This window comes from Streptomyces sp. LZ34 (assembly GCF_053890475.1).
The window spans coordinates 8,766,012-8,778,399 of record NZ_CM132680.1 but is presented as its reverse complement, the minus strand read 5'-3'; the positions used below and the strand labels follow the sequence as shown (position 1 = coordinate 8,778,399).

13 protein-coding genes are annotated in these 12,388 nt (G+C 71.4%); 8 read left to right on the top strand and 5 right to left on the bottom strand.

The window, feature by feature from the left end:
- Window positions 1-52: 52 nt before the first annotated feature.
- Window positions 53-262 (bottom strand): DUF397 domain-containing protein, encoded by a 210-nt coding sequence (locus ACWY4P_RS37195; RefSeq protein ID WP_456204947.1) that lies wholly within the window; start codon window positions 260-262, stop codon window positions 53-55.
- Entirely contained in the window at window positions 259-1,098 is an 840-nt protein-coding gene (locus ACWY4P_RS37190; protein WP_358702537.1) for a helix-turn-helix domain-containing protein, read from the bottom strand. The genes ACWY4P_RS37195 and ACWY4P_RS37190 overlap by 4 nt, the downstream gene beginning before the upstream one ends.
- Window positions 1,099-1,349: 251 nt before the next feature.
- On the opposite strand from ACWY4P_RS37190, the gene ACWY4P_RS37185 reads away from it, so the two are divergent.
- Complete coding sequence (locus ACWY4P_RS37185; RefSeq protein WP_456204946.1) at window positions 1,350-1,604, top strand: hypothetical protein; 255 nt, start codon at window positions 1,350-1,352, stop codon at window positions 1,602-1,604.
- Between the two features lie 6 nt (window positions 1,605-1,610).
- Window positions 1,611-1,901: a hypothetical protein gene (locus ACWY4P_RS37180; RefSeq protein ID WP_456204945.1), complete on the top strand. Its 291-nt coding sequence runs from the start codon at window positions 1,611-1,613 to the stop codon at window positions 1,899-1,901.
- 3 nt (window positions 1,902-1,904) lie between these two features.
- On the opposite strand, the gene ACWY4P_RS37175 is transcribed toward ACWY4P_RS37180, so the two are convergent.
- From ACWY4P_RS37175 to ACWY4P_RS37165, 3 genes are all read right to left on the bottom strand, one after another.
- Window positions 1,905-2,735 (bottom strand): EI24 domain-containing protein, encoded by an 831-nt coding sequence (locus ACWY4P_RS37175; RefSeq protein WP_456204944.1) that lies wholly within the window; start codon window positions 2,733-2,735, stop codon window positions 1,905-1,907.
- A 42-nt stretch (window positions 2,736-2,777) separates the two neighbouring features.
- Entirely contained in the window at window positions 2,778-4,148 is a 1,371-nt protein-coding gene (locus tag ACWY4P_RS37170) for a jacalin-like lectin (protein WP_456204943.1), read from the bottom strand.
- Between the two features lie 114 nt (window positions 4,149-4,262).
- Complete coding sequence (locus tag ACWY4P_RS37165) at window positions 4,263-5,267, bottom strand: pectate lyase family protein (RefSeq protein ID WP_456204942.1); 1,005 nt, start codon at window positions 5,265-5,267, stop codon at window positions 4,263-4,265.
- A gap of 362 nt (window positions 5,268-5,629) precedes the next feature.
- Here ACWY4P_RS37165 and ACWY4P_RS37160 point away from each other — a divergent pair, with 362 nt between their 5' ends.
- From ACWY4P_RS37160 to ACWY4P_RS37135, 6 genes are all read left to right on the top strand, one after another.
- The gene (locus tag ACWY4P_RS37160; protein ID WP_456204941.1) at window positions 5,630-6,412 is read left to right on the top strand and encodes an intradiol ring-cleavage dioxygenase; all 783 of its coding nucleotides are present in this window, start codon (window positions 5,630-5,632) and stop codon (window positions 6,410-6,412) included.
- Window positions 6,413-6,587: 175 nt separating this feature from the next.
- Window positions 6,588-7,307 (top strand): FadR/GntR family transcriptional regulator, encoded by a 720-nt coding sequence (locus ACWY4P_RS37155; protein WP_456204940.1) that lies wholly within the window; start codon window positions 6,588-6,590, stop codon window positions 7,305-7,307.
- Window positions 7,308-7,449: 142 nt separating this feature from the next.
- The gene (locus ACWY4P_RS37150; RefSeq protein WP_456204939.1) at window positions 7,450-8,883 is read left to right on the top strand and encodes a four-carbon acid sugar kinase family protein; all 1,434 of its coding nucleotides are present in this window, start codon (window positions 7,450-7,452) and stop codon (window positions 8,881-8,883) included.
- Window positions 8,880-9,746, top strand: coding sequence for a class II fructose-bisphosphate aldolase (locus tag ACWY4P_RS37145; RefSeq protein WP_456204938.1), 867 nt, complete (start codon window positions 8,880-8,882; stop codon window positions 9,744-9,746). The genes ACWY4P_RS37150 and ACWY4P_RS37145 overlap by 4 nt, the downstream gene beginning before the upstream one ends.
- Before the next feature lie 288 nt (window positions 9,747-10,034).
- Window positions 10,035-10,967: an NAD(P)-dependent oxidoreductase gene (locus ACWY4P_RS37140; protein WP_456204937.1), complete on the top strand. Its 933-nt coding sequence runs from the start codon at window positions 10,035-10,037 to the stop codon at window positions 10,965-10,967.
- Window positions 10,964-12,379 carry a GntP family transporter gene (locus ACWY4P_RS37135; protein WP_456204936.1) on the top strand — a complete coding sequence of 472 codons (1,416 nt, stop codon included), beginning with the start codon at window positions 10,964-10,966 and terminating at the stop codon, window positions 12,377-12,379. The genes ACWY4P_RS37140 and ACWY4P_RS37135 overlap by 4 nt, the downstream gene beginning before the upstream one ends.
- Window positions 12,380-12,388 lie beyond the last annotated feature (9 nt).

Sequence of the window (12,388 nt, the reverse complement as noted above, 5' to 3'; positions counted from 1 at the left end):
CGCGCGACGGCTTCGCAGCGCGGGGCAGGAGGGAGTTCGCGTTGCTTCGTGGTCAGGCGGCGGGGAACTCCCCGCCCTTGACGGCGGCGACGAACGACGACCAGGCGAACGACTCGAAGACGAGCGCCGGACCGTGCGGCTCCTTGCTGTCACGGACGGGGACTATGCCGCGCGAGGCGACGAGGTTGGCGGCGACCTCGACGCAGGCGCCGCCGTTGGAGCTGTAGGAGGACTTGAACCAGCGGGGGGAATCGGTCGTCACGGGGTGCCCTTTCGTACCTGCTCGATCATGGCCACGGATTCTGTTTGTGACAGGGCTTCGGCCTGCAACTGATGGTAGGCCGACAACGTGGCCTGAACGTAGGTGGATTCGCGGTCCAGATATCCCCGGGCCTGTGACTCCGCATACGCCATCATGGACCAATCCGACATCGTCAGCAGGTAGACGGGCAAGTTGAACGGTCGTCGCTCGCCTATGCCGTACGGAGCAACCTGAAGATGGGTGTTCGGCAACGCAGCGACCTCCACGAGGTGTTGCAGCTGCTCGTTCATGACCTCGGCGCCGCCGACTGGACGTCGGATGCAACTCTCATCCATCACCACGAGCATCGTGGGCGGCCGGGACCGTACGAGTGCCGCCTGCCGCTCCGCCAGAACCGAGACTCGTTCAGCTGCTTGTTCGGGCGTGATGGTGCCCCGGCGTACATCACCGTCTGCCAGCGCCCGTGCGTACGCGGGTGTCTGAAGCAAGCCGGGAATGATCCCAACCTCAAACACCCGGATCTCTACTGCCTGGGCCTCGTACCCGACGTACTCCGGGAATCCCTCCAGCAGACTGCCGTTCCGGAGCTCCCCCCACGCGCGTTCAAACGAGTCTGAGGTCCCGGTGAGCCCGAGGGCCGTGTCCGCGCACCGCGAGAACCGGCGCGTTGGCGGTTTGCAGCCTGTTTCGACCGCCGAAACATGCCTCCCCGAGTAGCCCATCCGCTCACCCAACTGGTCCTGAGTCCAGTCGCGCGCTTCCCGCTTGCTGCGTAAACGCGCCCCGTAGGCCGCTTGGGGCGAGGCGTCCGGGTTCAACTCCTTCAGGTTTACCAATGTGCCCTCCGTGCCTGGAACGTTGAAGACACCCCGCCTGTAGACCACGCTGGGCGCTCCCAGTAGTGGTAACACTACGGAGAGGAGCCATCGATGGTCGGCGGAACCACAAATCCGCCAGGACAGGCCGACGAACAGCACGAACAGCAGGGGCAGCAAAGCGGCGGCGACCGGCCGACCCTGGAGGAACTGCGGCAGCAGTCGGTGGCCCTGGGCGAACAGATCGCTCAGCATCTGGCGCGGGGGTCGAAGTGAGCGGCGCGCACTGGACCAAGGTGCTGCCCAGTCTCGCGGTTGGCATGGTGGTCTACGACCGGCACTACGACATGCCCGCAACCATCGCCGACTTCGACGGCCCGATGGTCTGCCTCGCCCGCCCCACCGGCCTCAAATGGCGATCGCACTGTGCCTCAGTGCGACCGGCCACCGCGTACGAGCAGCGCCAGCTACGCGCCATCGCCAAGCTTCACGCCCAGCGCCAACGAGGCAGCACTTCGCCGGAGTGATCCCCCATGGCAGATGGCCCCTGGCACGCCGAATGGACGTTCATCAGCACATCCGGCGTCACCACAGGAAAAGCCGACCGCACGCGGTATTTCGACATCCGCACCGCCATCTTCAAGGCGGCCTCCAAATCGCTACGGGACCTGGCCCACGAGGAAACCGCCGAGCGAGACGAGCCCTGGAAACTCCTCGTCGCAGCCCTGTACTCCGAAGCAATGCTCTCAGCCGACGAAACCGGCACCTGGCACTACGCGAGCCCGGACGGCTGGGCGAACGTGACGGTTCGCTTCACCCCGTAGTCGCTACGGCTGCGCCCCGGAATAAGGCGCCGCAGGGTGGCCCGGCTGCGAACGGCCGTCGTCCCCGTCCGCAAACTCATCGTCATCCGCCCGCGCCTCCTCCCCCATCAGATCCCGTACGAACAGCGTCGCCCCCGCCACCGCCCCCGGCATCAGGAACACCGCCACCAGCGGCAGCAGGAAGGCCAGCGCCAGCGGGACGCCGAAGCCGAGGCTGAACATCCGGCGGCCACGCAGCAGCCGGCGCCGCTCCTTCAGCAGCACCCCGCGCCGCAGCAAGGCAATCGACGTGAGCTCTTCGGTCAGGAAGAAGCCCGTGACACAGAAGGCGAGCACCGGGATCACCGTCTGGCCGATCACCGGCACAAAACCCAGGGCGAAGAACAGCACGCCCCACAACACGACCCGTATCACCAGCGCGATCGCCTCGCGCAGGCCGATCCACAGCTCGCGCCACAGCGGCAGGCCGGACTCGGGCGCGGTGCCGGATTCGGAGATGTCGACCTGTTCGGAGAGGGATTCGTAGAAGGGCTGGCCGACGAGCAGCGTGACCGCGGTGAAGGTGAGGATGGCGAGGAAGAGGCAGACGCCGACGAAGAGGACGGCGAGCGCGCCCCGGAAGACGTCGAGCCATGGCGAGGGCCAGCCGTCGGCGAAGGGGGTGGACCAGTCGATGATGTCGTCGGTCCAGAAGTACAGTGCGACGAGCGCCGCCGCGTACCCGACGAGGGTGATGAGGGCGGGAATCATCCCGAACCACCACCACCGTCCGTGCCGGGCCACCCAGCGCTGCCCCTTCATCAGATAGCCGAACCCGGCCGCAAGATCACGCATGGGGCCGTAGCTTACTGGGGTCGGGTAACAGCAGGTGAACCCCTACTTCCGCGCGTACACCACGCCCAGCTTGTCGATCTCACCGCCCGCGCGCCCCGTGAAGCCGGTGATCTGCCAGCCGGCGGGGGCGGTGTACGTCACGGCGTCGGCGGTCGGCGTTCCGGCGGCGACCCGGCGCCCCGTGTCGGTGGTGAAGGCGGCGGAGAAGAGGCGGGCGCGGCCGTCCTTGGTGCCTTGGGTGAGGGTGACCGAGGTGAGGTGTTCGGCGGGGGCGAGGGTGAGGGTGGCGGCGGTGCCGCCGGTGCCGCCGTGGGTGAGGGTGGTCCCGCCGTCCAGGGTCAGGGACACCGCGTCGAGGCGGGAGGCGCCGCGCACCGTGAGGGTGCGGGGCGCGGCGGGGGTGGCGGGGAGGTCGTCGGCGTCGTTGAAGGCCGTGCCGTGGGGGCCGCCGAACTGGTCGCTGGCGCGCAGGCCCTGCGGGAGCTTCCAGGAGAAGCCGACGGTGTGCGGGTAGTGGTCGGACAGCGGTTCGCCGGCGGAGTCGAGGAAGGCCGGGTGCTCGTTGTTGTAGCGGGTGGCGGTGAGGGTGAGCAGCGGGCCGGAGCGGTAGAGGACCTTGTCGACGACCTCGCAGTCGTTGGTGACGTGGTCCGGGTCGCAGACCAGGGCGTCGGAGCCGGCGGGCGGGGCGGAGCCGCCGCGGACGAGGTCGACCCAGGCGTCGGTGAGGCCGTTGCGGCCGGTCAGGTCGCGGATGTTGTCCTCGGCACGGGTGTAGCGGGTGTTGGTGTCGCCCATCACGATGACCGCGTTGCCGGCGGAGTTGGCGGTGATGAAGTCGGAGAGCTGGGTGATGTTGGCGCGGCGGGCGGCGAGGTCGGCGGCTGTCGTGCCCGCGTTGGTGTGGACGTTGTAGACGTCGACGTGGACGCCTTCGGCCAGGCGCAGGCGCGCGAGGGAGAAGCCCTTGGGGGTGAGGCAGTCGGTGCCGTTGCACCTGGCCCACTTCACCCGCTCGAAGTCGTCGTACGGCAGGTCGGAGAGGGTGTTGAGGCCGTCACCGAAGGGCACTCCGCCGCTGGTGGGGGTGCGGTACGGGTGGTCGTCACCGGCGTAGAGCGCGGCGTGGTAGTTGAAGTCCTCCTGGACGTTGACCAGGTCGTACGCGCCCAGGCGCGGGGAGATGAGCGGGGTGTTCCTCTCGGGGTGGCCGGAGGACAGTCCCTCGGGCAGCCCGGCCACGTTGTAGGTGAGCACGTTGAACGAGCCGCTGCCGGGGGCCGCGGCGGGTGTGTTCGCGGTGCCGTGCGAGGCGGCCGGATCCGCCGCGGCCGGTGTGCCGCCACCCAGGGCGGCCGTGCCCGCGGCGAGCGCCGCCGCCAGTGCGATTCCCAGCCGTCTGGCACGTCTCATCTGCTCGTTCCTCTCCCGGGAGGGCTTCGGAGGAGCACCCGCCCCACCGGAGGGGGCTCCGGTGGGGCGGGTGCGGGGTGTGGGGGGTGCTTGAGGGCGCGGGTCAGGTGGTGCTCAGATCTTGCCCGCCCCGGCCTGTCCCGTCACCGTCGAGACGACGGACGACGCGGGCTCGGCGGTGTACGAGTACGGCGGGTTGGTGAAGCTGCCGACCTGGGAGATCTCGGTGGCGGCGCCACCCAGGTCGTTGCCCCGCAGCACCGCGTATCCGTCCACGTCGCTGTCGCGGTTGGTGGTCACCGCCACCTTGGTGTCGCGGAACACGTTGTTCTCGACGAGCATCTGCGCGCCCATCCTGGGGTGCACGGCGGTTTCCGCGCCCTGCACGTAGTTGTCGTAGAAGTGCCCGGTCCCGAACCTCAGGCTGGGGATCCGCGAGTACACGTTGGAGAACCAGTTGTGGCTGTAGGTCACCTTCAGGTGGCCGGTGTCCTCGCCGGCGTTGTTGTCGCTGTGTCCGACCAGGCTGCCCTTGAAGTGGTCGGCGAACTTGTTCCAGGACACGGTGATGCTGTCGGACCCGTGGTTGATGTCCAACAGGCCGTCGTAGTAGTCCTTGTCGTGGTCCCGGTCGGCCGAGAGGGTGTTGTGGTCGACCCACACCTTCGTGGATTCCTGGATGGTGATCGCGTCGGAGGGCTTCAGCGGCTTGCTGATGTTCAGGTTGCGGATGATGACGTTGGTCGACTCCTTGATCCGCAGCCCACCGCCGGTGAATCCGGACGACGAACCGACGCCCAGCACGGTGGTGTTGGACCCGACGTCCACCTGCCCGGACAGCGAGATGAGGCCGGATACCTTGACGACCTTCGCGCTGTCGCTCGCGACGGCGCTCTTGAAGGCGGCCAGGGTGGTGACGGTGGTGGCGGAGGCGTTTCCGCCGCCGGTGGTGCCCGCGCCGAAGCCGATCGGCGAGTTCTCGGCCGTGACGGCGGTCTCGCCGGACGGCGCGCTGTGGGCGGAGACGGCCGAGATGGTGCCGAGGGTGAGCGCGGCCACGACACCCGCGGCGAGCGCGGTCAGGTGGCGTCGGCGGAGGATGGTGCGCTGTTCGGTCATGGGGGGAGTCCTCTCATTCCGAGAAGATCTCCACACGGGAGGGGAGGCAAGCGCTTGCTGATGAGCGGCAAGCACGCTGGTCGCTAGGGCCGGTGGAGATCGCCAAAGGTGCGGCTCTGACGTGTTCGACTCTGCCGCCAAGCGGGTGGTCAGTCCGTGCCGGCAGAGGGCAGCTACCGGGAACGAAGCTAGTAAGCGCTTGTATTGATGTCAACGCCCTTGCGCCACCGTCAACAACCTTTCATCGAACGCCCATCGATTCCCTGCCGCCGCAAGGAGTTGGCGTTAAAGGCCTGTTGACGCGCGGAGACTTTGCCGAACTCATAGCGGCCACACAGACACCCCTTCTATTTTGCGTGCTCATGACAGATTCCCCTGCCCCCATCGGGCGCCGCAGAGTACTGATCGCCGGTAGCGCCGCCGCCGCGGCCGTCGGACTGGGCACGGCCGCCGCCACCGCGACCACCGGCCGAGCCGAAGCCGGGGCCGAAGCCCCGTCCCTCCGGATCGCCCCCGCGGCGGCCGCCGTCTGCACCCTCACCAAGGAGCTCACCGAAGGCCCCTACTACCTCGAACGCGCGCTCGTCCGCTCCGACGTCTCGGAGGGCAAGCCCGGCGTCCCGCTCCGACTCGCGCTCACCGTCGTCGACAACGCCACCTGCGCACCGCTCAGCAAGGCGCTCGCGGAGATCTGGTACTGCGACGCGCTCGGCGAGTACTCCGGCTTCGTCGGCAACAACGGCCACCAGGAGCCGGACAACGGCAAGTTCCTCCGCGGCGGTGTGCTCACGGGCACCGATGGGATCGCCAAGCTCACCGGCATCTACCCCGGCTGGTACCGGGGCCGCTGCATCCACATCCACCTCAAGGTGCACACCGGCGTCACGCTCACCTCCGACGGCTCGTTCACCGGCGGCAACGAGATCCACACCGGCCAGCTCTTCTTCTCCGAAACCGCCACCCAGGCCGTCGCGAAGCTCTCGCCGTACTCCACCAACACCGTCCCCCGCACCACCCTCGACGCCGACGGCATCTACGACGGCGGCGGGGCGTCCTCCGGCCTGCTGACCCTGACGGCGCTGGGCTCCTCGCCCTCGGCGGGCTACCAGGGCACCCTCACGGTCGGCGTGGACCCGGACGCCTGACCGGCCCGCCCGACCACCCCTCGCGACCTCCGGCCCCCGCCCGGCGTGCCACCCACGGCCCGGCGGGGGCCGTCTTTTCTCCACAGGGGGGTTGACGGCCGCCAAAACCGTGCCTACCTTCGCTGGGACATCAGATGTCTGATGTCTGATGCACACGGCAAGGAGGTCGACAGCAATGCCGCTGTCCGACGACATCGCCGAGCGACTGCTGTCCGCGATCATCGACGGCCACCACCCGCCCGGCACCGCGCTCCCCCCGGAGGCCGTGCTGGCCGAGCAGCACGAGGCCAGCAGGCTCACCCTCCGCGAGGCGATCAAGGTTCTGCGGTCGCAGAACATCGTCCGCATCCACCGCGGCCGGGGCACCTACGTCAACACGCCCGACCAGTGGACCGCGCTCGAACCGATGATCCGCGCCGCGGCCGCCGGGCCCCGGACGGGCGGCGCGGTCTCCGAGAAGCTGATCGAGGCGCGGCGGATGATCGAGGTCGGGGCCGCCCAGCTGGCTGCCGCCCGGCGCTCGGAGGACGACCTGGCGCAGCTCGACGAGTTGCTGGAGGAGATGCGGGCGGCCGCGCGGGCCGGGGACACCGAGCAGTTCGTCGAGGCGGACATCGCCTTCCACGACGTGGTGATGCGGGCCTCCGGCAACGCCTTCGTACCCCTGCTCTTCGAACCCTTCGGCAGGCTGCTCGTCGAGGGCCGTCGGCAGACCTCGGCCGTGCCCCAGATCCGCACGAACGCCATCCAGCACCACGAGGTCGTCCTGGAGGCGCTGCGCGCCGCGGATCCGGAGAAGGCCCGGCGCGCGATGGACGACCACATGGCGCAGACCACGGACGACCTGCGTACCCACGTCACGCAGGTGGCGCACGCCAAGCAGCAGGACGCCTGAGCCCGCCCCTCCCTGAGCCCACGCCCTCCCCGAGCCCCCGCCCCGCCCCTGAGCACCACTTCCCGGGCCCGCCCTGACCACACCCAAGGGCGCCACGCCACTACCCCGGCCTGCCCGGACACGCACGAAAGTAGATCCACCCATGTCCCAGACCCTCCACTTCCCCGAGGCGCACGAACTGCCCCCGCCCCGCGAGGTGACCCCCGCCGAGGTGACCGCCGCCCTCGCCGCGGACCGCCGCCTGGTCGTGCTCGACGACGACCCGACCGGCACGCAGACCGTCGCCGACGTGCCCGTCCTCACCACCTGGACGGTCGAGGACCTGCGGTGGGCGCTGCGCCAGGACAGCACGGCCTTCTTCGTGCTCACCAACACCCGCAGCCTCGCCCCGGACGCGGCCGCCGCCCGCAACCGCGAGGTCGTCCGCGCCCTGGCGCGGGCCTCCGCCGCCGAGGGCATCGGCTATGTGCTGGCCAGCCGCGGCGACTCCACGCTGCGCGGACACTTCCCGCTGGAGACCGACGTCCTGGCCGACGAGGTGCCCGTGGACGGTGTCGTACTCGTCCCCGCGTACATCGAGGCCGGGCGGCTCACCGCCGACTCGGTCCACTGGATGCGTACGGCGGAGGGGATGCTGCCGGTCGGGCAGAGCGAGTTCGCGCGCGACGCCACGTTCGGCTACGCCAACTCCCGCCTCCCGGAGTGGATCGAGGAGAAGACCGGCGGCCGGGTCGCCGCGGCCGACGTCCTGCGCATCACCCTGGAAGACCTGCGGGTACGCGGCCCCGAGCACGTGGCCGAGCTGCTGGGCTCGCTGCGCGAGGGCCGGACGGCCGTCGCGGACGCCCTGACCGACGACGATCTGCGCGTTCTCGCCCTCGCCTCGGCCACGGCTGAGGCCACCGGCGCCCGCCTGCTGTACCGCTGCGGCCCCTCCTTCGTCCGGGCCCGCGCGGGCCAGTCCGCCCGCGCCCCGCTGACCGCGGAGGAGCTGCGGGCGGGGCGGGACGCGGCGGCCCCGGCGGGCCAGGGCCAGGGCCAGGGCCACGGCCTGATCGCCGTCGGCTCGCACGTCGGGCTCACCACCCGCCAGCTGGAGCGGCTGCGCGAGCGCGGCGGCATCGCCGAGTTCGAGCTCGACGTCCACGCCCTGCTCGACGAAGGGCGCCGCGCCGCGCACATCGCCGAGGTGGCGCGCGCCTGCGCCCGGGCACTGGACGGGAGCGAGGTCGTGGTGCGCACCACCCGCTCCGTCGTCACCGGCGCCGACGCGGACGACTCGCTCGCCATCGCCCGCAACGTGTCCGCCGCGCTGGTCGAGACCGTACGGGCGATCACCGCCGAGCGGCGGCCCGCGTTCGTCGTCGCCAAGGGCGGCATCACCTCGAGCGACATCGCGACCGAGGGCCTGGAGATCCGCCGGGCCTGGGCGCGCGGCACGCTGCTCCCCGGCATCGTCTCGCTGTGGGAGCCCGAGTCCGGCCCCAGCGTCGGCATCCCGTACATCGTCTTCGCCGGCAACGTCGGGGACGACAGCGCCCTCGCGGACGCGATCGACCTGCTCCGGAGCCGATGATGCTGCTGCGTGGAACCGACGCCCTGACCGCCGCCGCCCGCGAGGGCCGGGCGATACCGGGCTTTGTCGCCTACAACCTCGAGACCGTCCAGGGCATCGTCGCCGCGGCCGAGGCCGCCGGCCGGCCGGTGCTGCTCCAGGCCGGGTCGAGCGCCTTCAAGCACGCGGGCCGCGCGGCCCTGATGGCCCTCGCCCTCGACGCCGCCCGGCGCTCGGACGCCCCGCTCGGCGTGCACCTGGACCACAGCCGGGACCTGGAGGAGATCACGGCCTGCGTCGAGGCGGGCTACACCTCCGTCATGGTCGACGGCTCACACCTCCCCTTCACCGAGAACGTGGCGCTCACCCGCGAGGCCGTCGAGCGGGCCCACGCCGCGGGCGTCTGGGTCGAGGCCGAACTGGGCGCGCTGGCGGGCGACGAGGACGTCTCGACCGACGCCCGCGCGACCGGCGGCTCCATGACCGACCCGGAGCAGGCCGCGGAGTTCGTGGCCGCGACGGGTGTGGACGCGCTGGCGGTCGCCGTCGGAAACGTCCACGGCTTCACGGCCGATCCGGTACGGCTGGACCTGGACCGCCTGGCGCGCATCCGCGACGCCGTCCCGGTGCCCCTGGTGCTGCACGGCGCGAGCGGGCTGCCCGAGGAGCAGCTGCTCGGCGCGGTACGGCGCGGCGTGGCCAAGGTGAACGTCAACGCGGAGCTGCGGCGGGCGTACCTGGAGGCGGTGGCCGCGGCGCTGCCCGGCGCGCTGCCCGGCTCGGACGTGGTGTCGACGTGGGCCGGGGGGCGGGAGGCGGTCGCCGCGACCGCGCTCCGGATCACGCGGCGGCTGTCGGGGCCCGGCCAGGTGCCCCCGATGTAGCCCGCTCCCGGCCGGCCCGCCCCCACCCCGGACGTACCCCGCTCCGGCCCGGCCCCCGCCTCGGGCCCGGCCCGTCCGCGCCTGCGGCGGGCCTGCCCCCACCCCGCTCCGGCGCCCGGCCCTCGGCCCCCGAAACCCCAGGGATCCCGGCCCCTCGGGACTCCCCTGCCAAGCCGGGCCCACTTCGCCTCCTCAGCCACCGCTGGGCGCGGCGACGGCCGACTTGTCCTGTCTCACTCCCCGTCCCCTCCCCCCCTCGTCCCCTCCCACTCCCTCCAAGGAACCCGCATGTCCACATCCGCTTCCCCATCAACATCCACCCCCCGGACCGCCGTCATCGGTCTGGGTGCCATGGGGCTGCCCATGGCGCAGCGGCTGGCCGGGGCGTTCCCGGTGGCCGTGTTCGACATCGCCGCCGAGCGCCGCGCGCTCGCCGTCGGGCATGGGGCCACCGAGGCCGCCACCCCGGCCGGCGCGGCCCGCGACGCCGATGTCGTCGTACTGGCCGTACGCGACCAGGCGCAGGTCCACGGCGCGCTGTTCGGCGAGGCGGGCGCCGCCGAGACGCTGAAGGCCGGGGCCGTGGTGGTGCTCACCAGCACCGTCGGCCCGGAGGCGGCCCGGTCGACCGCCGCCGCGCTCGCCGAGCGGGGCAAGGACGTACGGCTCGTGGACGCCCCGGTCAGCGGCGGCCCGACCCGCGCCGGGAACGGCGATCTGCTGATCGTGGTCGGCGCGGAGCCGGCCGCCCTGGAGGTGGCCCGCCCGGTGCTGGACCGGCTCGCCTCCACGCTGACGGTCATCGGCGACAAGCCCGGCGACGGCCAGGCGCTGAAGGCCATCAACCAGCTGCTCGCGGGCGTGCACATCGCCGCCGCCGCCGAGGCCGTGGCCCTCGCGCGCGGCCTCGGCCTCGACCCGCAGACCGTGATCGACAGCCTGAGCCAGGGCGCGGCGGGCTCGTTCATGTTCGCCGACCGCGGGCCGCGCATGGCGCAGGCGTACGGCGCCGAGGCGGACTCCGTCGAGGTCCGCTCCCGCCTCGACATCTTCGTCAAGGACATGGGCATCGTGACCGGCATCGCGAAGGACGCGCATGTGCCGGTGCCGCTGGCCTCGGCGGCCGAGCAGCTGTATCTGCTGGGCGAGCGGGCCGGGCTCGCGGCCCGCGACGACTCCTCCATCGTGACGGTCCTGTCCCCGAGAGGAGAAGGCCGATGAGCCACGGCGCGCTGCTGCTGGTGGCGGGGGTGGGCGTGGCCCTCCTGCTGCTGATGATCATCAAGGCGAAGATCCAGCCCTTCGTCGCCCTGGTCGTCGTGTCCATCGGCGTGGCGCTCACGGCGGGCGTCCCGGCCGCGGAGCTGGTGGCCACCATCGAAGAGGGCATGGGCTCGACGCTCGGCCACATAGCCACGATCATCGCCCTGGGCGCGATGATCGGCCGCATCATCGAACTGTCCGGCGGCGCCGCGTCCTTGGCGCACTCGCTCATGGACCGCTTCGGGGAACGGCGCACGCCGCTCGCGCTCACCGCGGCCGGGTTTCTGCTCGGCATCCCGGTGTTCTTCGAGGTCGGCCTGATCATCCTGATGCCGATCGCGTACGGCGTGGCCCGCGCGTCGCGCAAGCCGCTGCTGGTGTACGCCCTGCCCATGGGCGCGGCGATGCTCACCGTGCACGCCTTCCTGCCGCCCCACCCGGGCGCGGTGGCGGCGGCCACGACGATCGGCGCCGACCAGGGCTGGGTGCTGCTCTTCGGCATCCCGGTGACGGCGGTCGTGATCCTGCTGGGCTATCTGTTCGCCAAGCGGCTGACGCGCCGCGAGTACCCGATGACGGCCGATGTGTACGCGAAGGTGTTCGGCACGGGGGGCGACGAAAACGAGTCCGGGGCCGAAGCCGGAGCCGGGTCCGAAGCCGGGCCTGCGCCCAAGGCCGTGGTCGAGGGCGCGGAGAACCCGCCGTCCTTCGGCATGGTGGTGTCCTTGATCGTCACCCCGATCGTCCTGATCCTCCTCGGCACCATCGGCACCAACTTCCTCTCCGAGGGCTCCACCCTCCGCGCCGTCCTCACCGTCCTGGGCGCCCCGATGGTCGCGCTGCTCGTCGCGGCGGCGCTCGCCGCTTACTTCCTGGGCGCCCGGCGCGGCTGGTCGAGCGCCCGTATCTCCGAGGTCATGGGCTCGGCGCTGCCGGGCGTGGCCATGGTGATCCTGGTGGCGGGCGCGGGCGGGGTCTTCGGCAAGGTGCTGGTGAAGACCGGCATCGGCGACGCCGTGGCCGACGTCCTGGACCGTACGGGGCTGCCGCTGCTGGCCCTGGCCTTCGCGATGACGATGCTGCTGCGCGCGGTGCAGGGCTCCACCACGGTGGCCCTGGTCACCACGGCCGGGCTGATCACCCCGCTGCTCCAGCGCACCGATCTGTCACCGCAGCAACTGGCCCTGGTCTGCCTGGCGATGGGCGCGGGCGGCCTGTCGGTCTCGCACATCAACGACGCCGGCTACTGGATGTTCACCCGCCTGGTCGGCCTGGAGGTCGGCGACGGCCTGCGCACCTGGACCGTCCTGACGACGGCGATGGGCGTGGTGGGCTTCCTGCTGACGAGCCTGCTCTGGCTGGTCGTTTAGCGGGTACCG